Annotated in this window: 16 protein-coding genes; 15 read left to right on the top strand and 1 reads right to left on the bottom strand. The window is 66.5% G+C overall.

The genetic code is table 11. The features are described from left to right. The 3 genes from Q3A80_RS09115 to Q3A80_RS09105 all read left to right on the top strand — a co-directional run. Positions 1 to 225 (top strand): hypothetical protein (locus Q3A80_RS09115; RefSeq protein WP_446328714.1); only part of this gene is annotated, 225 nt, incomplete at its 5' end. Continuing rightward, entirely contained in the window at positions 222 to 2297 is a 2076-nt protein-coding gene (locus Q3A80_RS09110; protein ID WP_446328713.1) for a molybdopterin-containing oxidoreductase family protein, read from the top strand. The genes Q3A80_RS09115 and Q3A80_RS09110, both read left to right, overlap by 4 nt. Before the next feature lie 136 nt (positions 2298 to 2433). Next, positions 2434 to 4107: a long-chain-fatty-acid--CoA ligase gene (locus Q3A80_RS09105; protein ID WP_446328712.1), complete on the top strand. Its 1674-nt coding sequence runs from the start codon at positions 2434 to 2436 to the stop codon at positions 4105 to 4107. A gap of 420 nt (positions 4108 to 4527) precedes the next feature. Here Q3A80_RS09105 and Q3A80_RS09100 read toward each other — a convergent pair whose 3' ends face one another. After that, on the bottom strand, positions 4528 to 5685 hold the full coding sequence (locus Q3A80_RS09100) for a porin (RefSeq protein WP_446328711.1): 1158 nt from the start codon (positions 5683 to 5685) through the stop codon (positions 4528 to 4530). Positions 5686 to 5960: 275 nt separating this feature from the next. Here Q3A80_RS09100 and coq7 point away from each other — a divergent pair, with 275 nt between their 5' ends. The 12 genes from coq7 (at position 5961) to murC (ending at position 20014) form a co-directional block, all read left to right on the top strand. Next, positions 5961 to 6587, top strand: a complete 627-nt coding sequence (coq7, locus tag Q3A80_RS09095) for a 2-polyprenyl-3-methyl-6-methoxy-1,4-benzoquinone monooxygenase (protein WP_446328710.1) — start codon at positions 5961 to 5963, stop codon at positions 6585 to 6587. Positions 6588 to 6976: 389 nt separating this feature from the next. Next, positions 6977 to 7405 carry a division/cell wall cluster transcriptional repressor MraZ gene (gene mraZ, locus Q3A80_RS09090; protein ID WP_006487094.1) on the top strand — a complete coding sequence of 143 codons (429 nt, stop codon included), beginning with the start codon at positions 6977 to 6979 and terminating at the stop codon, positions 7403 to 7405. 23 nt (positions 7406 to 7428) lie between these two features. Continuing rightward, on the top strand, positions 7429 to 8370 hold the full coding sequence (gene rsmH, locus Q3A80_RS09085; RefSeq protein WP_446328709.1) for a 16S rRNA (cytosine(1402)-N(4))-methyltransferase RsmH: 942 nt from the start codon (positions 7429 to 7431) through the stop codon (positions 8368 to 8370). Continuing rightward, the gene (gene ftsL / locus Q3A80_RS09080) at positions 8367 to 8708 is read left to right on the top strand and encodes a cell division protein FtsL (RefSeq protein ID WP_446328708.1); all 342 of its coding nucleotides are present in this window, start codon (positions 8367 to 8369) and stop codon (positions 8706 to 8708) included. The genes rsmH and ftsL overlap by 4 nt, the downstream gene beginning before the upstream one ends. Further along, a complete protein-coding gene (locus Q3A80_RS09075; protein ID WP_446328707.1) occupies positions 8705 to 10576 on the top strand; it encodes a peptidoglycan D,D-transpeptidase FtsI family protein in 1872 nt (623 codons plus the stop codon). The genes ftsL and Q3A80_RS09075 overlap by 4 nt, the downstream gene beginning before the upstream one ends. Continuing rightward, a complete protein-coding gene (locus tag Q3A80_RS09070; RefSeq protein ID WP_446328706.1) occupies positions 10573 to 12111 on the top strand; it encodes a UDP-N-acetylmuramoyl-L-alanyl-D-glutamate--2,6-diaminopimelate ligase in 1539 nt (512 codons plus the stop codon). The genes Q3A80_RS09075 and Q3A80_RS09070 overlap by 4 nt, the downstream gene beginning before the upstream one ends. Further along, a complete protein-coding gene (locus Q3A80_RS09065) occupies positions 12108 to 13514 on the top strand; it encodes a UDP-N-acetylmuramoyl-tripeptide--D-alanyl-D-alanine ligase (protein WP_446328705.1) in 1407 nt (468 codons plus the stop codon). The genes Q3A80_RS09070 and Q3A80_RS09065 overlap by 4 nt, the downstream gene beginning before the upstream one ends. 16 nt (positions 13515 to 13530) lie before the next feature. Further along, positions 13531 to 14700 carry a phospho-N-acetylmuramoyl-pentapeptide-transferase gene (gene mraY / locus Q3A80_RS09060; protein WP_121858548.1) on the top strand — a complete coding sequence of 390 codons (1170 nt, stop codon included), beginning with the start codon at positions 13531 to 13533 and terminating at the stop codon, positions 14698 to 14700. A 28-nt stretch (positions 14701 to 14728) separates the two neighbouring features. Continuing rightward, the gene (murD, locus tag Q3A80_RS09055; RefSeq protein WP_446328704.1) at positions 14729 to 16240 is read left to right on the top strand and encodes a UDP-N-acetylmuramoyl-L-alanine--D-glutamate ligase; all 1512 of its coding nucleotides are present in this window, start codon (positions 14729 to 14731) and stop codon (positions 16238 to 16240) included. After that, positions 16237 to 17520: a putative lipid II flippase FtsW gene (gene ftsW, locus Q3A80_RS09050; protein WP_446328703.1), complete on the top strand. Its 1284-nt coding sequence runs from the start codon at positions 16237 to 16239 to the stop codon at positions 17518 to 17520. Before murD ends, ftsW begins: the two co-directional genes overlap by 4 nt. Next, a complete protein-coding gene (gene murG, locus Q3A80_RS09045) occupies positions 17517 to 18620 on the top strand; it encodes an undecaprenyldiphospho-muramoylpentapeptide beta-N-acetylglucosaminyltransferase (protein ID WP_446328702.1) in 1104 nt (367 codons plus the stop codon). Before ftsW ends, murG begins: the two co-directional genes overlap by 4 nt. Beyond that, the gene (gene murC, locus Q3A80_RS09040) at positions 18617 to 20014 is read left to right on the top strand and encodes a UDP-N-acetylmuramate--L-alanine ligase (protein WP_446328701.1); all 1398 of its coding nucleotides are present in this window, start codon (positions 18617 to 18619) and stop codon (positions 20012 to 20014) included. The genes murG and murC overlap by 4 nt, the downstream gene beginning before the upstream one ends. Position 20015: the final 1 nt, after the last annotated feature.

Raw genomic sequence — 20015 nt, 5'->3', positions numbered from 1 at the left:
GCCGCCGACACAAATACCTCATTGTTTCAGGGCCGGGCGATCTGGCTCCAACATTCCACGTCCGCGCACCGTCGCACCGGCATAACGAAGCCGTCCATCGCGATATTCACGATCCCCGTCGCCGCTTTCTCGCAAAACCCGACGGAAATTCGCGCAAAACGACGCGTCATTGGGCCCTTCCACGTAAAATTTGCGTGTCTCCACCAGTTGCATCCAGAACGATGAACGCCGCCACTCACATAGCACGGGCCGTCTGCCCGCACGACTGCCCGGACACGTGCGCAATGCGCGTGACCGTCGAAAACGGCAAGGCGATCAAGGTCACCGGCGACCCGGACCATCCGCCCACGCAAGGCGTGTTGTGCACGAAAGTCAGCCGATATGCCGACCGCGTTCATCATCCCGACCGTCTGACTGTGCCGCTCAAGCGCATCGGTGCAAAAGGGGAAGGGCGTTTCATGCCGATCAGCTGGCGTGAAGCATTCGACGAGATCGGCCGCCGACTCGGAGAAATCGCCGCGCGCGCGCCGGAGGCGATCCTGCCGTACAGCTATGCTGGGACGATGGGACTCGTGCAGGGCGAGGGCATTGCGCAGCGGTTTTTCCACAAACTCGGCGCATCACGGCTCGAACGGGCAATTTGCGCCGCGGCCGGCGCGGCAGGGCTGCGCTATACATACGGCGGAAGCGTCGGCATGCACCTCGAGCATTTCGAGGAAAGCGAGCTGATCCTGATCTGGGGCGCCAATCCGATCGCTTCGAGCCTGCACTTCTGGACGCGTGCGCAGGAAGCCAAGCGTCGTGGTGCACGCCTGGTCGCAATCGATCCGTATCGCTCGCTGACCGCGGAAAAATGCCATCAGCACATCGCATTGAAGCCGGGCACCGACGGAGCGTTCGCGCTCGGCATGATGCATGTGCTGATTACCGAGGATCTGCTCGATCATGACTACATCGCCCGCCATACGCTCGGTTTCGACGCGCTGAAGGCGCGCGCGCTGACGTATCCGCCCGAACGTGTCGCGCAGATTTGCGGCATCGACGCGTCCGAACTGATCGATCTTGCGCGCCGCTACGGCGCGACCCGCAAGGCGTCGATCCGCCTCAATTACGGCATGCAGCGCGTACGCGGCGGCGGCAATGCCGTACGCGCAATCGCGAGCCTGCCCGCGCTGACGGGCGCGTGGCGCGACCGCGCCGGAGGCTTGCTGCTGTCGTCGTCGGAATCCGCGCCGGTCAATCAGGCCGCGCTGTTGCGCCCCGACCTGATGCCCGGCTGGCCGCACAAACTGCCGCGCATCATCAACATGAATGCGATCGGCGACGCGTTGCTGCATCCGGGCGACGCGACTTTCGGGCCGAAGGTCGAAGCAGTGATCGTCTACAACTCGAATCCTGTCGCGGTCGCACCCGACTCGTCGAAAGTTGCGGCAGGCTTCGCGCGCGACGATCTGTTCACGGTGGTTCTGGAGCACTTCAAGACAGATACGGTCGATTTCGCCGACATTGTGCTGCCGGCCACGACGCAGCTCGAGCATCTCGACATCCACAAGTCGTACGGCCACACCTACGTGATGGCAAACCTGCCCGCGATTCCGCCGGTCGGCGAAGCGCTGCCGAACACCGAAATCTTTCGCGGGATCGCGCGCAGCATGGGCCTCGACGAGCCCGCGCTTTATCACAGCGACGAAGAAGTCGCGCAGGCGGCGCTGCGCTGGGACGATCCGGCGCTCGACAGCGACTGGGACACGCTCAAGCGTGCGGGCTGGCTGAAGCTCAAGGTGGCCGACGCGCCGTTCGCGAATGGCGGTTTCCGCACACCGTCCGGCAAATGCGAGTTCTACAGCGCGCGCCTCGAGCAGATGGGCCTGGACCCGGTGCCCGACTACCTGCCGCCGTTCGAATCGGAGGAAGGCGCGCCCGAGCTCGCCGCCCGCTATCCGCTCGCGATGATTTCGCCGCCGGCACGCAACTTCCTGAACAGTACCTTCGTGAACGTCGAAAGCCTGCGCAGCACCGAAGGCCAGCCGCACCTCGACATCCATCCGGCAGACGCCGATGCGCGCGGCATCGCAGACGGCAATGTCGTGCGCATCTTCAACGACCGCGGATCGATGCACGCCGTTGCGCGCGTTACCGATCGCGCGCGGGAGGGCCTCGTCGTCGGGCTGTCGATCTGGTGGAAGAAGTTGTCGGCCGATGGCCGGAACGCGAACGAAGTGACCAGCCAGGCCCTGACCGATCTCGGCAATTCGGCGACGTTTTACGACTGTCTCGTGGAAGTTGAACGGACTTGACCGAACTTCTCGGTATGATCAGATGAATCAATTCGAAAGTTCGAAGTGGGCATCTAACCCTGTTGTCTCGGGACGGGCGAGCCGCTACGATGCGTTTTAGCACGACCATTCGAAAATTTGTGAGGAGACGCGCGGCATGGACAAAATTTGGCTGAAATCGTACCCACCCGGCGTTCCAGCCGAAATTGACGCGTCTCCGTATCCCTCCATCCCGGATCTTCTCGACGAAAGCTTCAAGCAGTATCGCGACCGCGACGCGTTCGTCTGCATGGGCAAGCGCATCACGTACGGCGAACTCGACACGCTGTCGCGCCAGTTCGGCGCGTGGCTGCAGTCGCGCGGCCTGAAGCGCGGCGCGCGCGTCGCATTGATGATGCCGAACGTGCTGCAGTACCCGGTCGCGATCGTCGCGGTGCTCCGCGCGGGCTACACGGTCGTCAACGTCAATCCGCTCTATACGCCGCGCGAGCTCGAACATCAGCTGAAGGACAGCGGCGCAGAGGCGATCGTCATCCTCGAGAATTTTGCGTCGACGCTGCAGGCCGTCATCGCGAATACCGCGGTCAAGCATGTCGTGGTCGCGTCGATGGGCGACCTGCTCGGCATCAAGGGCTGGCTCGTCAACTACGTCGTGCGCAACGTGAAGAAGATGGTGCCGGCGTGGCAACTGCCGTCGTTCACGCGCTTCAAGGCCGCGCTGTCGGAAGGCGCGCGGCAGACCTTCAAGCCGCAGAAGCTCGGCCCAGACGACGTCGCGTTCCTGCAGTACACGGGCGGCACGACGGGTGTCGCGAAGGGGGCGACGCTGCTGCACCGGAACATCGTGTCGAACGTGCTGCAGGCCGGTGCGTGGCACCATCCCGCGCACGAGAAGTATCCGGAGGTGAAGCAGTTCGTGACGGTCGTCGCGCTGCCGCTCTATCACGTGTTTGCGCTGACGGTCTGCGGATTCCTGACGATGCGCACCGGCGGCATGGGTGTTCTGATCCCGAACCCGCGCGACATCGGCGGCATGATCAAGGAACTGAAGGGCTATCGGATCTCGACGATTCCGGCCGTCAACACGCTGTACAACGCGCTGCTGAACCATCCCGAATTCAGCCAGCTCGACCTGTCGAAGCTCGTGATCGCGAACGGCGGCGGCATGGCGATCCAGGAAGGGGTCGCGAAGCGCTGGTACGAGAAGACGCATACGGCGATCGTCGAGGGGTACGGGCTGTCGGAGACGTCGCCGGTTGCGACCTGCAACCCGGTGACGGCGACCGAGTACAGCGGAACGATCGGGCTGCCGCTGCCGTCGACCGAAGTCGCGATCCGCGACGATGCCGGCAACGACGTTGCGCTCGGCGAACCGGGCGAGATCTGCATCCGCGGCCCGCAGGTGATGGCCGGCTACTGGAACCGTCCGGAAGAAACGGCGAAGGTCATGTGCCCGGACGGCTTCTTCAAGACCGGCGACGTCGGCGTGATGGACGCGCGCGGTTACGTGAAGATCGTCGATCGGAAGAAGGACATGATCCTCGTCTCCGGTTTCAACGTGTATCCGAACGAGGTCGAGGACGTCGTGGCGTCGCATCCGGGCGTGTTCGAGGTGGCCGCGGTCGGCGTGCCGGACGAGCATTCGGGCGAGGCGGTGAAGCTGTTCGTCGTGAAGAAGGATCCGGCGCTTACCGACAAGGACATCCTCGCGTACTGCAAGGAGCGGCTCACCGGCTACAAGCGGCCGAAGCTCGTCGAGTTCCGCACCGAGCTGCCGAAGACGAACGTCGGCAAGATCCTGCGGCGCGAATTGCGCGACGGACGCGCATGACACGCCGAATCGAGTGAACGAGCCCGGCCTGAGAGCCGGGTTTTTTCTCTGGTGGTGCGGATGTCGCGCTGTGGCGCCGAGCACTGGCTGTCGGCTGAGCGACGCATGTTCGACCGGATACGCGCAGGCATCCGAATGCCTCGGCCGGGCGACCTTGAGTGCTGGCGCGTGCATCCTGATGTATGCCAGCGGAACGCTGGCGTTTGGTTTCGCGCCCGTGCGGCATCGCGAACGGTTCGCCGCCATGAATGCGCTGGGCGGCGATCATCCCGCCTACTGCCCAGGAGCCATGAGCTACGAGCTACGAGCTACGAGCTACGAGCTACGAGCTACGAGCTACGGCCCACCGCTTCCCCCGCCGCAAAAAGAAAAGGCGCCCGAAGGCGCCTTCAATATGCTGCGGCTTGTCAGGCAAGCTGATTAGAACTTGTGACGGATGCCGACGCGTGCCGCGACCTGGTTGCTGGTCGTCGACGGATCGAGACCGTTGATCGAAGCATGGGCCTGAACGATGTTGCCTGCCGAGTCGAGCGCGTTGCCCGAAGCATGCTGGTACACGCCGATCACGTAGACGTCGGTGCGCTTCGACAGGAAGTAGTCGACGCCCAGCGAGCCCTGGTGGTACTTGGCTGCCGAGTTGCCGTCGATCTTGCTGCCCTGCGTGTAGTCGTACGCGGCGCCGACGATCAGCGCCGGGGTCAGCTGATACTTGAAGTTGATTTCGCCGTTGTTGAACGTCGCGGTCTGGTTCACGAACGGACCGACCGAGAAGCCCTTGAACTTCGTGTTCGAGTAAGTTGCGCCGATCGTCGCTGCGCCGAACGTGTACGCGCCGCCCGCACCGATAACCTGGTACGTGTTCGCGCTGTTCGCGTACGCGCCATAGACCGGCGACGACACGGCCGTCGCGGCAGCCGACGCGCCGGTGTTGAACATGCCGCCGAAGTTCGCCGGCGTGCGTGCGTTCAAGTAGCCGACACCCAACACCAGCGGGCCGTTGTTGTAACCGGCGCCGAGCGACCAGACCTGGTTCTTCGAGAACTGGCCGGCCTGACCGCCGAAGCTGTACATGCCGCCGAACGAGAAGCCGCCGTAGGTCGGGCTCGTATACTTGATCGCGTTGTTCACGCGGTATGCGTTGTTGAAGTTGTCGAGGTCGCCCGGGTGAGCCGCGATGTAGCCGCCCCACTGGTCGCCTGCCTCGAGCGGGCCGACGAAATCGACGACGGAGTCGTACTGGCGACCCAGCGTGACCGTACCGGCCTGGCTCGACAGGCCGACGTAAGCCTGACGGCCGAACATCAGGCCGCCCTGGCCGAGTTTGCCGGAGTTGACGTCAAAACCGTTCTCGAGCACGAAGATCGCCTTCAGGCCGCTGCCCAGGTCTTCCGTGCCGCGCAGGCCGAAGCGGCTGCCTTGCATCACGCCGCTTGCCAGACCGTACAGGTGGCCGCCCTTTGCGTTGTTGTTGAAGATGAGGCCTTCATCGATGATGCCGTAAAGCGTCACGCTGCTTTGCGCATGGGCTGCGCCAGCAAACGCGCCCAGCGCGACGAGCGCGAGAAGCGACTTTTTCATTAACGGATCTCCAAGAATCACTGAATTTTTTTGGCGGGGCGGATAGTTATGTTGTGTTGACGGGCCCCATCAACTTCGCAAGAAGTCGCACGTAATGTAGCAAACCCGATTTTTCCGACAAAGCGAAATGCCGTGGCTCAAGGTCGCCATGTTTCGTTTATGCAACAATGGTTAAAATCACGGGTTAACCGCAATTTCCGCTGAATAATCAAGTCGGTTACGCAGCGGAGCACGTGCCTTTGCCGCTCGCGGGCACACGCAGCCAGGAGAACAGGATGGTGTTGGATGAACTGATCAGCGAATTCGATCGCGGCCTGCGATCGCTGACCGGCATTAGCCGGATGAGCCGCCCGGTGCCCGTGCCGGCGGAGCCGCCCGCCGGCGAATTGACGCCGGCGGAGCGTACGCACGCCGCCGGGCTGATGCGCGTGAACCATGTCGGCGAGGTCTGTGCGCAGGCGCTTTACCAGGCGCAAAAGCTGACCGCGCGCTCCGCGTCGTCGAAGGCAATGTTCGAGGAAGCCGCGCGCGAGGAGGAAGACCATCTCGCGTGGACCGCGCACCGGCTGAAGGAACTCGATTCGCGCCCGAGCCTGCTCAATCCGCTGTGGTACGCTGGCGCGCTCGCGATCGGCGTCGCGGCCGGCACGCTGGGCGACAAGGTCAGTCTCGGCTTCATGGCGGAGACGGAACGCCAGGTCGAGAGCCACCTCGACGGACACCTGTCCGAACTGCCGGCGACCGACACGGCATCGCGCGCGATCGTCGAGCAGATGCGGGTCGACGAGGTGAAGCACGGCAAGGCCGCGACCGACGCCGGCGGGATCGAACTGCCGCTGCCCGCGCGCATGCTGATGCGCGCAGCATCGAAGGTCATGACGAGCACTGCATACTATCTTTGACATTCGGGCCGGCGGCGGCGCACGAGGTCGCCGCCGGTTCGCCGCTTCCGATACCGCCCGTTTTTTCCGCGTTTTCCCGCCCCCGAAAGCCCCGTCCACACGCCAGTCTGGCCCGCCTTTCTCACGTATCACCTTCACAAGTTGCACTAGCTCGTTCATTTATAACGGTTTTTGGTATGAGGGGCCGCATGAGCGTGTGCGCGTAAGTCCTTGTTCTAACTAACAAAATTCGTCAAAAAACCGGGCCGCTCCCTTGACCGTGCCAAACCCTTCCTCTAAAGTGGGAGACAGTGTGAGAAAGTGTATTTTTGTGTGATTTGGCGGGCTATTCGGGCTAAATTCTTGAGCGTTGAGCGGGTGCTTCGGTGCCCTGAACGGGAGAGCGGAAAGTGTTCCAAGGGGCGTCGGCGCTGACGCTCGATGCGAAAGGGCGGATGTCGGTGCCGGCTCGCTATCGCGAAGCGCTGCAAGGACAGGCAGAAGGACGGGTGACTGTGACCAAGCACCCGGACGGCTGCCTGTTGCTGTTTCCGCGCCCCGAATGGGAAGTATTCCGCGCCAAGATCGCCGCGCTGCCGATGGACGCCCATTGGTGGCGGCGGATTTTTCTCGGCAATGCGATGGACGTCGATCTCGACAGCGCAGGCCGGATTCTCGTATCGCCCGAGCTGCGGATGGCGGCCGGACTGGAAAAGGAAGTCATGTTGTTGGGAATGGGTAGTCACTTCGAGCTGTGGGATTCGCAGACCTACAACGCGAAGGAGCAGGCAGCGATGGCGCAGGGCATGCCCGACGCGCTGAAGAACTTCACGTTCTGATTGCGGTGACGGAGACGCCCGCGATGGGAAACGAATTGCAGCATCGGACCGTATTGCTGGACGAGGCGGTCGAGTCGCTCGTCACGCGGCCGGACGGCACGTATGTCGACGGCACGTTCGGGCGCGGCGGCCATAGCCGCGCGGTGCTCGCGCGGCTCGGGCCGGCCGGGCGGCTGATAGCGTTCGACAAGGATCCGAGGGCGATCGAGACGGCGCAGCGCATCGAGGATGCGCGCTTCTCGATCGTGCATGACAGCTTTGCATCGATGCGCGACGCGCTGGCGGCGCGCGGTGTCGAGAAGGTGTCGGGTGTGTTGCTGGACCTGGGCGTGTCCTCGCCACAGGTGGACGATCCGGCGCGCGGTTTCAGCTTTCGCGCCGATGGTCCGCTGGACATGCGGATGGATCCGACGCGTGGCGAGTCGGCGGCCGAATGGCTTGCGCGGGCTTCGGTGCAGGAATTGACGGAGGTGATACGGGATTATGGGGAAGAACGGTTTGCTTTTCAGATTGCAAAGGCGCTTGTTGCTCGCCGGGCAGAGTCCGACCGTCTTGGGCCTCTCGACACCACGGGCGAGCTTGCCCAAATCGTGGGTCACGTCGTCAAAACCCGTGAGAAGGGCAAGGATCCGGCAACCCGCACCTTTCAGGCTATACGGATTCACGTCAATCAAGAGCTTGCGGACCTGCAAGTCGTACTAGACGCGGCATTGTCGTTGCTGGAGCAAGGGGGGCGGCTGGTGGTCATCAGCTTTCATTCACTCGAGGACCGGATCGTCAAGCGATTCATGCAGGCGCACGCCAGTGCGCCTGCGGTCGATCGCCGCCTGCCGATCCGCGCCGTCGACCTCCCGAGCCCGCCGCTCAAGATCATCAGCCGTCAGTTTCCGAGCGAAGCGGAAGTCGCCGCGAATCCGCGCGCCCGGTCGGCCGTGATGCGCATTGCGGAGCTCGTCACGCCATGAGCCGCTTCAATATCTTCCTGCTGATCATCGTGATGGGCTGCGCGCTATCGGTCGTCAACTCGACGAACCAGCAACGCCAGATCTTCATTCAGCTGCAGCGCGCGCAGTCGCAGGAGCGTCAGCTCCAGCAGGACTATGCGCAGCTTCAATATCAGCAGAGTGCACTGTCGAAGACCTCCCGCATCGAGCAGCTCGCGAACGATTCGCTGAAGATGCAGCCGATCACGACGGGCCGCACGCAATACCTGACGCTGCCGCCGGGCGCCGTGAAGGCGATCGACGCGCCGATTCCCGCTTCGGCCGATACGGCCGCCAAGGGCAGCGGAGGCGCGCGATGAAACCGTCGCAAAAGCGCCAGGACGTGAAATTCTCGTCGAGCCCCGTGCTCGGCGTGCACCTGCCGATGTGGCGGTCGAAGCTCGTCGTGTTCCTGCTGTTCATGGCGTTCGTCGCGCTCGCCGCGCGCGCGTTCTGGATCCAGGGGCCCGGCAACGCGTTCTATCAGAAGCAGGGCGAAAGCCGCTATCAGCGCACGATCGAGCTGCCGGCCACGCGCGGCAAGATTCTCGACCGTAACGGGCTCGTGCTCGCGACGAGCCTGCCCGTGCGCGCGATCTGGGCCATTCCCGACGCGGTGCCGGACGATCTCGATGCGAACAAGATCACGCAGCTCGGCAAGCTTCTCGGCATGACGCCGAAGGAACTGCGCGTGAAGCTGTCGGAAGACAAGGGCTTCGTCTACGTGAAGCGCCAGGTGCCGATCGACATCGCCGACAAGGTCGCCGCGCTCGACATCCCCGGCGTCTATCAGCGCAACGAATACAAGCGCTTCTATCCGGAAGGCGAGATCACCGCGCACCTGATCGGCTTCACGAACGTCGAGGACGAAGGGCAGGAAGGCGTCGAACTCGGCGACCAGAAGATGCTGTCCGGCACGTCGGGCGTGCGTCGCGTGATCAAGGACCGGATGGGGCACATCGTCGAAGACGTGGCCGAACAGATCCCGCCGCACAACGGCACGGACGTCGACCTGTCGATCGACAGCAAGATCCAGTACATCGCGTATGCGAACCTGAAGGCCGCCGTCGAGAAGTTCAAGGCGAAGGCCGGCGCGGCGATGGTCGTCGACGTGCGCACCGGCGAGGTGCTCGCGCTGGTCAACTACCCGACCTACAACCCGAACGACCGTACGCGCCTGACCGGCGAGCAGCTGCGCAACCGGATCCTGACCGACGTGTTCGAGCCGGGCTCGATCATGAAGCCGTTCACGGTGTCGCTCGCGCTCGACCTGCATCGCGTGACGCCGAACACGCTCGTCGAGACGGGCAACGGTCACTTCGTGCTCGACGGCGCGCCGATCACCGACGATGCGGGCTTCGGCACGCTGACGGTCGGCGGCGTGATCCAGAAGTCGAGCAACATCGGCGCGACGAAGATTGCGATGACGATGCGGCCCGAGGAAATGTGGAACATGTATACGAGCATCGGCCTCGGCCAGGCGCCGAAGGTCGGCTTCCCGGGTGCCGCGGCCGGCCGCCTGCGTCCGTGGAAGAGCTGGCGCCGCATCGAGCAGGCGACGATGTCGTACGGCTACGGCCTGTCGGTGTCGCTGTTCCAGCTGGCGCGCGCCTACACGGCGATCGCGCACGACGGCGAACTGATGCCGGTGACCATTTTCAAGACCGACCCCAATCAGCAGATCACGGGCACGCAGGTGTTCAACCCGACCACCGCGCGCGAAGTGCGCGCGATGCTCGAGACCGTGGTCGCGCCGGGCGGCACGTCGCCGGATGCGGCCGTGCCCGGTTATCGCGTCGGCGGCAAGAGCGGTACCGCGTACAAGCATGAAGGCCATGGCTACACGCGCAAGTACCGCGCGTCGTTCGTCGGGATGGCGCCGATGCCGAATCCGCGGATCGTCGTCGCGGTGTCGGTCGACGAACCGACGGCCGGCAGCCACTTCGGCGGTCAGGTGTCGGGCCCCGTCTTCTCGGCGATCGCCGGCGATACGCTGCGCGCGCTGAACGTGCCGCCGAACATGCCGATCAAGCAGCTCGTCGTGTCCGACGACACGCCGGGTGCCGCGCCGGGCGCGGCGAAGCCGGGTGCCGCCAAGCCGGGCGCGCAGAAGCTCGCCGCGGGCGCCGGTGCGAAGCATATGATCGTATCCAGCACCACACGTAATTCACCAGGAGTTGTTCGATGAGCGCCGCTCGCAGTTCCCATCCGGCGCATCAGCAGATCGCAGCCGCGCTTGCGTGGCTGCGCCAGCATGTGGCCCCCGCGGCGCAACTGCATGCCGACACGCGCAGCCTGCAGGCCGGCGACGTGTTTCTCGGCTATGCGGTCGACGGGGCCGACAATCGCGCGTTCATTGCCGACGCCGTCGCGCGCGGCGCGGCTGCCGTGCTGTATCAGCCGGAGGGCCTCGCGGGCGCGCCGGCCGCGCCCGCCGCGCTCGCGGTGCCGGCCCTCGACGAACTGGCCGGGGAGATCGCCAGCGGCTGGTACGGCAACCCGAGCGACGTGCTGCTCGCCATCGGCGTGACCGGCACGAACGGCAAGACGTCGTGCACGCAATGGATCGCCGCCGCGCTGACGGCGCTGCACCAGCCGTGCGCGGTGATCGGCACGCTCGGCACCGGAATGCCGGGGCAACTGGTGCCGACCGGCTTCACGACGCCGGATGCGCCGCAGCTGCAGCGCAGCCTCGCGCAACTGCACGCCGCGGGCGCGCAGGCCGTCGCGATGGAAGTGTCGTCGCACGCGCTGCATCAGGGCCGCGTGAACGGCACGGCGTTCGACATCGCGGTCTTCACGAACCTCACGCAGGATCACCTCGACTACCACCGCACGTTCGACGCGTACGAAGCCGCGAAGGCCAAGCTGTTCGCGTGGCGTGGTCTGCGCGCGGCGGTCGTCAATCGCGACGACGCGGCCGGCCGCCGCCTGCTCGAGAAGCTCGCCGGCCGCGTGCGCACGATCGCGTACGGAATCGGCGACGCGCAGTCGCCCGACGCCGATCGCGAACTGGTCGCCCACGATGTGCGCGCGACCCCGACGGGCACGGCGTTTCGCCTGTGCTCGTCGTGGGGCGACGCGGACGTCGAGGTCGGCACGCTCGGCACCTTCAACGTCAGCAACCTGCTCGCGGTGCTCGGCTCGCTGCTCGCGGCCGACGTGCCGTTCGACGCGGCGCTCGCCGAGATCGCGCGGCTCGAGTCCGTCAACGGCCGCATGCAGCGGCTGGGCGGCCGGCTGCAGAACGACGAACCGCTGGTCGTGATCGACTATGCGCACACGCCCGATGCGCTCGAGAAGACGCTCGACGCGCTGCGGCCGATCGCGGCGGCGCGTGGCGGCCGGCTCGTGTGCATGTTCGGCTGCGGCGGCGATCGCGACGCGACGAAGCGCCCGCTGATGGGCGCGATCGCCGAGCGGCTCGCCGACGACGTCGTCGTCACGAGCGACAACCCGCGCAGCGAGGATCCGCAGCGCATCATCGATCAAGTCATCGCGGGCATGACCGCACCGGACCGCGCACGCCGCATCGAGGACCGCGCGAGCGCGATCCTGCAGGCCGTGCGCGGCGCAGCCCGCGAGGATGTCGTCGTGCTGGCCGGCAAGGGGCACGAGGCGACGCAGGAAATCATGGGCAAGAAACGCGCATTCTCCGATCAGGACCACGCACGGCTCGCGCTCGCGGCACGCGCGACGCACGGCAAGGGAGGCGGCGAATGACGATGCTCAGTCTCGGCGAAGCCGCCCGCCTGATTCCCGGCGCGACCGTCCACGGCGATCCGGCCGCCACGTTCGAACGTGTGTCGACGGACAGCCGCACCGTCGGCCCGGGCGACCTGTTCGTCGCGCTGAAGGGCGAGCGCTTCGACGCGCACGACTTCCTCGGCGACGTGGCCGCGCGCGGTGCCGCCGCGGCGCTCGTCGCGCAGGTGCCGGCAGACCTCGCGATGCCGGCGATCGCCGGCGGCGAAACGCGGGCCGCGCTCGGCGCGCTCGCGCACGGCTGGCGCAACCGCTTCGCGCTGCCGCTCGTCGCCGTGACGGGCAGCAACGGCAAGACGACCGTCAAGGAAATGATCGCGTCGATCCTCGCGGCGGCGGTCGGCGCCGACGCGCGGCTGGCGACGGCCGGCAACCTGAACAACGACATTGGCGTGCCGCTGACGCTGCTGCGCCTGTCTGACGCGCATCGCGTCGCGGTGATCGAGCTCGGGATGAATCATCCGGGCGAGACCGAAGTCCTCGCGCGGATCGCCGCGCCGACCGTTGCGCTCGTCAACAACGCGCAGCGCGAGCACCAGGAATTCATGGCGACGGTCGAAGCGGTCGCGCTCGAACACGCGGCCGTGATCCACGCGCTGGCGCCGGACGGCGTCGCGGTGTTTCCGGCCGACGACGCATACGCGGGCATCTGGCGCGTCGCGGCGACCGGCAACCGGATTCTCGATTTCGCGCTGCACGACGCCGACCGGCAGGTCGACGCGCAAGTCACGGGCCGCCTGCACGGCGGCGAGCTGGCGATCGACACGCCGTCCGGCGCGGTGACGGTGCGGCTGCGCGCGCTCGGCGAGCACAACGCACGCAACGCGCTGGCGGCCACGGCAGCGGCGCTCGCGGCCGGCATCGAGCTGGCCGCGATCAAGCAGGGCCTGGAATCGTTCGAGCCGGTGAAGGGCCGTCTGCAGGTCAGACAGGCAAGCGTCGGCAACCTCGCGGGCGCGACGGTCGTCGACGATACGTACAACGCGAATCCCGACTCGATGCGCGCGGCGATCGACGTGCTGGCCGCGCAACCGGCGCCGCGCGTGCTGGTGATCGGCGACATGGGCGAGGTCGGCGACGAAGGGCCGGCATTCCATCGCGAGATCGGCGCGTATGCGCGCGAGCGCGGCATCGATGCGCTGTTCGCGCTCGGCGATGCGTCGCGCGATGCGTGCACCGCGTATGGCGACACGGCCCGTCATTTCGCGGACGTCGCTGCGCTGGTCGCGGCGCTCCTCGCCGCAGGCCACGGTCCGCACGCGACGGTGCTCGTGAAGGGCTCGCGGTACATGAAGATGGAGCGCGTGGTCGACGCGCTGACGAACCAACCCGCGGCGGGCACGGCGCCCGCCGCACACTGAGTAGAAGGAAGGAAGCATGCTGCTGGCGCTGGCGCAATGGCTGCAAGGAGACGCAAGCTTTTTGCGCTTGTTCACGTACCTGACGTTCCGGGCGGTCGGGGCCACCATCACGGCGCTCGGGATCGGGCTCGTGTGCGGGCCGTGGGTGATCCGCAAGCTGACGCAAATGAAGGTCGGCCAGGCCGTGCGCAAGGACGGTCCGCAGAGCCACCTCGTGAAGTCCGGCACGCCGACGATGGGCGGCGTGCTGATCCTGATCGGCATCGCGGTCGCGACGCTGCTGTGGGGCGACCTGACGAACCGTTTCATCTGGATCGTGATGCTGGTCACGTTCGGCTTCGGCGTGATCGGCTGGGTCGACGACTACCGCAAGGTCGTCTACAAGGATCCGCGCGGGATGTCGTCGCGCGAGAAGTATTTCTGGCAGTCGGTGATCGGGCTGTTCGCGGCCGTGTACCTCGCGTTCAGCGTGTCCGAGGCGAACAACGTGCGCGTGTTCGACCTGTTCATGGCGTGGGTCAGAAGCGGTCTGTCGATGGGCCTGCCCGCGCGTGCCGACCTGATGCTGCCGTTCCTGAAGTCGATCAGCTATCCGCTGGGCGTCTGGGGCTTCATCGTGCTGACCTATTTCGTGATCGTCGGCGCGAGCAACGCGGTGAACCTGACCGACGGGCTCGACGGCCTCGTGATCATGCCGGTCGTGCTGGTCGGCGCGTCGCTCGGCGTGTTCGCATACGTGATGGGCAGCTCGGTCTATTCGAAATACCTGCTGTTCCCGCATATTCCGGGCGCGGGCGAACTGCTGATCTTCTGCTCCGCGATGGGCGGGGCAGGGCTCGCGTTCCTCTGGTACAACACGCACCCCGCGCAGGTGTTCATGGGCGACGTCGGCGCGCTGGCGCTCGGCGGCGCGCTCGGCACGGTCGCGGTGATCGTGCGTCAGGAAATCGTGCTGTTCATCATGGGCGGCATCTTCGTCGCGGAAACGCTGTCGGTGATGCTGCAGGTGTCGTGGTTCAAGTACACGAAGAAGCGTTACGGCGAAGGGCGGCGCCTGCTGAAGATGGCGCCGCTGCATCACCATTTCGAATTGTCCGGCTGGAAGGAAACGCAGGTGGTGGTGCGTTTCTGGATCATCACGCTGATGCTGTGCCTGTTCGGTCTGTCCACCCTCAAGTTGCGGTAAAGGAAAGGTAACAAGGATGTCTGGCGAGATGTTTGGAGATCGGCAGCGGCCGATGGTGCTCGTACTGGGGCTCGGGGAATCGGGCCTCGCGATCGCGCGGTGGTGCGCGAGGCACGGGTGCCGGCTGCGTATTGCCGATACCCGCGAGGCGCCGCCGAACCTTGCCGCGCTGCAGGCCGAAGGCATCGATGCGGAGTTCGTCGGCGGGCCGTTCACACCCGCGCTGCTCGACGGCGGCATCGAGATCGTCGGGCTGAGCCCCGGGCTGTCGCCGCTCGAACCGGCATTGGCCGCGCTGATCGCGGCCGCGAACGAGCGCGCGATCGCGGTGTGGGGCGAACTGGAATTCTTCGCGCAGGCGCTGCGTGCGCTCGGCACGAGCGGCTACCAGCCGAAGGTGCTGGCGATCACCGGCACCAACGGCAAGACCACGACGACGAGCCTCACGGGCCTGCTCTGCCAGCGCGCGGGCAAGAAGGTCGCCGTCGCGGGCAACATCAGCCCCGCGATGCTCGAACGGCTTGCGAGTGCGATCGACGATACGGCGCTGCCGGACGTCTGGGTGCTCGAACTGTCGAGCTTCCAGCTGGAGACTGCACGCACGTTCGCGCCCGACGCGGCCGCGATTCTCAACATCACGCAGGATCACCTCGACTGGCACGGCAGCTTCGACGCGTATGCGGCTGCGAAGGGCCGGATCTTCGGTGCGACGACGACGCGCGTGCTGAACCGCGACGACGCGGCCGTGATGAAGTTCGCGCCGGCCGCCGGCGCCGCCGATGCGGCGCGCACGATCACGTTCGGCCTGAACGAACCGCTGCAGGACGGCGATTACGGCCTGTCGCGCGACAACGGCATCGCGTGGCTCGTCGAAGCGGTCGACCGCGACGCGCCGGACGAAACGACGACGACCCGCCGGCGCAAGCGCGACGGCGCGCATACGCCCGACATCGCGCAAAAGCGCCTGATGCCGGCCGACGCGCTGCGCATCCGCGGGCTGCACAACGCGGCGAACGCGCTGGCCGCGTTCGCACTCGCACGGGCGATCGATCTGCCGGCCGCGCCGCTGCTGCACGCGCTGCGCGAATACCGCGGCGAAGCGCATCGCGTCGAAGTGATCGCGACGATCGACGACGTCGACTACGTGGACGACAGCAAGGGAACCAACGTCGGCGCGACGGTTGCCGCGCTCGACGGCCTCGCGCAGAAGATCGTGCTGATCGCCGGCGGCGACGGCAAGGGCCAGGATTTCGGGCCGCTCGTCGCGCCGGTCGCACGCTGGTGCCGCGCGGTGATGCTGATCGGCCGCGACGCGCCGGCGATTCGCGACACGCTCGCGGAAACCGGCGTGCCGCTCGCGGACCACCCGACGCTCGAAGCCGCGGTGCACGCGGCAGCCGAGCTTGCCGAACCGGGCGACGCGGTGCTGCTGTCGCCCGCGTGCGCGAGCCTCGACATGTTCAGGAATTACGCCCATCGCGCGGACGTGTTCCGCGCGGCGGTGAATGAAGTCGCCATCGACAAAGGAGCGACGCCATGAGCTGGTCCGATCGCCTCGTCTCCCGTTTCAACGACCGGCGCGACGCCGGCGGCAATGCCGCGGGCGGCCGCGTCGCGTCGGCCACGCGGGCCGCGACCGGCGGCCTCGCGAGCGTCGTCAACGGCGTGCGGCCGAGCCGCTCGCGGATGCTCGACTTCGACTACTCGCTGCTGTGGGTTGCGATCGCGCTGCTCGGGCTCGGCGTCGTGATGGTGTATTCGGCGTCGATCGCGATGCCCGATTCGCCGAAATACGCGTCGTATCACGATTACGCGTTCCTGATGCGTCACTGCATCTCGCTCGTCGTCGCGTTCGTCGCGGCCGTGATCGCGTTCCGCGTGCCGGTGTCGACGTGGGACAAATATGCGCCGCATCTCTTCCTGATCGCGCTCGTCGGCCTCGTGATCGTGCTGATCCCGCACGTCGGCAAGGGCGTGAACGGCGCACGCCGCTGGATTCCGCTCGGCATCACGAACATGCAGCCGTCGGAAATCATGAAGCTCGCGGTGACGATCTACGCGGCGAACTACACGGTGCGCAAGCAGGAGTACATGCAGAGCTTCGCGAAGGGCTTCCTGCCGATGGCGTTCGCGGTCGGCCTCGTCGGCGCGCTGCTGCTGCTCGAGCCGGACATGGGCGCGTTCATGGTGGTCGCGGCGATCGCGATGGGCGTGCTGTTCCTCGGCGGCGTGAACGGCAAACTGTTCGGCGGCCTGGTCGCGACGGCGGTCGGCACGTTCACGATGCTCGTGTGGCTGTCGCCGTGGCGTCGCGAGCGGATCTTCGCGTATCTCGATCCGTGGGACGAGCGCTACGCGCAGGGCAAGGCCTACCAGCTCACGCACTCGCTGATCGCGTTCGGCCGCGGCGAATGGTTCGGTGTCGGCCTCGGCGGCAGCGTCGAGAAGCTGAACTACCTGCCCGAAGCGCACACCGACTTCATTCTCGCGGTGATCGGCGAGGAGCTCGGCTTCGTCGGCGTGCTGGTCGTGATCCTGCTGTTCTACTGGATCGTGCGCCGCGCGTTCGAGATCGGTCGCCAGGCGCTCGCGCTCGACCGCACGTTCGCGGGCCTGATGGCGAAGGGCATCGGCATCTGGTTCGGTGCGCAGACCTTCATCAACATGGGCGTGAACCTCGGCCTGCTGCCGACCAAGGGCCTGACGCTGCCGCTCGTGAGCTACGGCGGCTCCGGCATTTTGCTGAACTGCGTCGCGCTCGCGGTGCTGTTGCGCGTGGACTACGAGAACCGGGTGCTGATGCGTGGAGGGAAGGTATGACCGCGTCGCGACGCACGCTGATGGTGATGGCAGGCGGCACCGGGGGCCACGTGTTCCCGGGGCTCGCGGTCGCGCACCGGATGGAAGCGGCGGGGTGGCGCGTCGTATGGCTCGGCAATCCGGCCGGGATGGAAGCGACGCTCGTGCCGAAGCACGGCATTCCGATGGAGTACGTGCGCTTCGGCGGGCTGCGCGGCAAGGGCCTGAAGACCAAGCTGACGCTGCCGTTCAACCTGCTGCGCGCGTGCTGGCAGAGCCTCGGCGCGCTGCGCCGCGTGCGTCCGGACGTCGTGCTCGGGATGGGCGGCTACATCACGTTCCCGGCGGGCGTGATGACCGCGCTGTCGGGCCGGCCGCTCGTGCTGCACGAACAGAATTCGATCGCCGGGCTCGCGAACAAGGTGCTCGCGAAACTCGCGAAGCGCGTGCTCGTCGCGTTCCCCGGCGCGCTGCCGCACGCGGAATGGACCGGCAACCCGATTCGCGCGGAACTTGCGCGCACGGCAACACCCAAAGCACGCTATGCATCGCGCAGCGGCCCGCTGAACGTGCTGGTGGTCGGCGGCAGTCTCGGCGCTGCGGCGCTGAACGAAGTCGTGCCGCGCGCGCTCGCGCTGCTCGCGCCGGGCGAGCGTCCGCGCGTCGTGCATCAGGCCGGCGCGAAGCACATCGACGCGCTGAAGGCGAACTATGAAGCGGCCGGTTTCTCGGGCGGCGACGACGTGCGGCTCGTGCCGTTCATCGACGACATGGCCGGCGCATACGCGGCCGCGGATCTCGTGATCTGCCGCTCCGGTGCGATGACGGTGTCGGAAATCGCGGCGGTGGGTGTGGCGGCGCTGTTCGTGCCGTTCCCGTACGCGGTCGACGATCACCAGACGACCAACGCCGCGTTCCTCGCCGATGCGGGCGCTGCGGTGCTGGTGCAACAACGCGACCTGTCGGCCGAACTGCTGGCCGACTGGCTGCGCGGCCAGTCGCGGGCGTCGCTCGCTGACATGGCGGAGCGTTCGCGCTCGCTGGCAAAGCCCGAGGCCACGGATGAAGTCGCGCGCGTCTGCGCGAAGGTGGCCGGCGCGAACCTGGAAACACTGCAATGAAACACATCGTCAAACACATTCATTTCGTCGGGATCGGCGGCGCGGGCATGAGCGGCATCGCCGAAGTGCTCGTCAACCTCGGCTACGCGGTCAGCGGCTCGGACCTGGCGCGCAATGCGGTGACCGATCGTCTGCAGGCGCTCGGCGCCCGGATCGCGATCGGCCACGACGCGGCGAACATCGAGGGCGCGAACGCGGTCGTCGTATCGACGGCCGTGCGCTCGGACAACCCCGAAGTGCTGGCCGCGCGCCATCGGCGCGTGCCGATCGTGCAGCGCGCGGTGATGCTCGCGGAGCTGATGCGCCTGAAGCAGGGGATCGCGATTGCCGGCACGCACGGCAAGACCACGACGACGAGCCTCGTCGCGAGCGTGCTCGCGGCGGGCGGGCTGGACCCGACCTTTGTGATCGGCGGCCGGCTGATCAGCGCCGGCGCGAACGCGCGGCTCGGCACCGGCGACTTCATCGTCGCCGAGGCCGACGAATCGGACGCGTCGTTCCTGAACCTGTATCCGGTGATCGAAGTCATCACGAACATCGATGCCGACCACATGGACACCTACGGCCACGATTTCGCGCGGCTCAAGCAGGCGTTCATCGAATTCACGCAGCGCCTGCCGTTCTACGGCAGCGCGGTCGTGTGCGTCGACGATCCGAACGTGCGGCAGATCATCCCGTTCATCTCGAAGCCGGTCGTGCGCTACGGGCTGTCGCCGGATGCGCAGGTGCGCGCCGAAGACATCGACGCGCGCGACGGCCGCATGCACTTCACGGTGATCCGCGAAGGCCGTGCGCCGCTCGCGGTCGTGCTGAACCTGCCGGGCCTGCACAACGTGCAGAACGCGCTCGCGGCGATCGCGATCGCGACCGATCTCGGCGTGTCGGACGACGCGATCCAGCTCGCGCTGGCGGAATTCAACGGCGTCGGCCGGCGCTTCCAGCGCTACGGCGAGGTGCCGACCGCGGACGGCGGGCAGTACACGCTGATCGACGACTACGGCCACCACCCGGTCGAGATGACCGCGACGATCGCGGCCGCGCGCGGCGCGTTCCCGGGCCGCCGCCTCGTGCTGGCGTTCCAGCCGCACCGCTACACGCGCACGCGCGACTGCTTCGACGATTTCGTCAACGTGCTGTCGACGGTCGACGCGCTGGTGCTGACGGAAGTCTACGCGGCCGGCGAAGCGGCGATCGCGACGGCCAGCGGCGACGCGTTGTCGCGTGCGCTGCGCGCGGTGGGGAAGGTTGACCCGGTGTTCGTCGCGACGGTCGACGACGTGCCGGATGCATTGGCGAAGGTCGCGCAGAACGGCGACGTGGTAATCACGATGGGCGCGGGTTCGATCGGCGGCGTGCCGGCGAAGGTCGTGCAGAACACGCAACAGAAGGGATGAC

It is taken from the genome of Burkholderia sp. SR8 (genome assembly GCF_052851275.1).
Note: the sequence above shows the minus strand (reverse complement) of the source record. Positions and strands in the feature narration are given on the sequence as shown.

What these genes read in the sequence shown, in the direction of transcription:
- Q3A80_RS09110 (WP_446328713.1), top strand. Translation starts at nt 222, where the DNA reads ATGAACGCCGCCACTCACATAGCACGGGCCGTCTGCCCGCACGACTGC.
- murG (WP_446328702.1), top strand. Translation starts at nt 17,517, where the DNA reads ATGACCGCGTCGCGACGCACGCTGATGGTGATGGCAGGCGGCACCGGG.
- murC (WP_446328701.1), top strand. Translation starts at nt 18,617, where the DNA reads ATGAAACACATCGTCAAACACATTCATTTCGTCGGGATCGGCGGCGCG.
- murD (WP_446328704.1), top strand. Translation starts at nt 14,729, where the DNA reads ATGTTTGGAGATCGGCAGCGGCCGATGGTGCTCGTACTGGGGCTCGGG.
- Q3A80_RS09065 (WP_446328705.1), top strand. Translation starts at nt 12,108, where the DNA reads ATGACGATGCTCAGTCTCGGCGAAGCCGCCCGCCTGATTCCCGGCGCG.
- coq7 (WP_446328710.1), top strand. Translation starts at nt 5,961, where the DNA reads ATGGTGTTGGATGAACTGATCAGCGAATTCGATCGCGGCCTGCGATCG.
- ftsL (WP_446328708.1), top strand. Translation starts at nt 8,367, where the DNA reads ATGAGCCGCTTCAATATCTTCCTGCTGATCATCGTGATGGGCTGCGCG.
- Q3A80_RS09105 (WP_446328712.1), top strand. Translation starts at nt 2,434, where the DNA reads ATGGACAAAATTTGGCTGAAATCGTACCCACCCGGCGTTCCAGCCGAA.
- rsmH (WP_446328709.1), top strand. Translation starts at nt 7,429, where the DNA reads ATGGGAAACGAATTGCAGCATCGGACCGTATTGCTGGACGAGGCGGTC.
- ftsW (WP_446328703.1), top strand. Translation starts at nt 16,237, where the DNA reads ATGAGCTGGTCCGATCGCCTCGTCTCCCGTTTCAACGACCGGCGCGAC.
- Q3A80_RS09075 (WP_446328707.1), top strand. Translation starts at nt 8,705, where the DNA reads ATGAAACCGTCGCAAAAGCGCCAGGACGTGAAATTCTCGTCGAGCCCC.
- mraY (WP_121858548.1), top strand. Translation starts at nt 13,531, where the DNA reads ATGCTGCTGGCGCTGGCGCAATGGCTGCAAGGAGACGCAAGCTTTTTG.
- Q3A80_RS09070 (WP_446328706.1), top strand. Translation starts at nt 10,573, where the DNA reads ATGAGCGCCGCTCGCAGTTCCCATCCGGCGCATCAGCAGATCGCAGCC.
- Q3A80_RS09100 (WP_446328711.1), bottom strand. Translation starts at nt 5,685, where the DNA reads ATGAAAAAGTCGCTTCTCGCGCTCGTCGCGCTGGGCGCGTTTGCTGGC.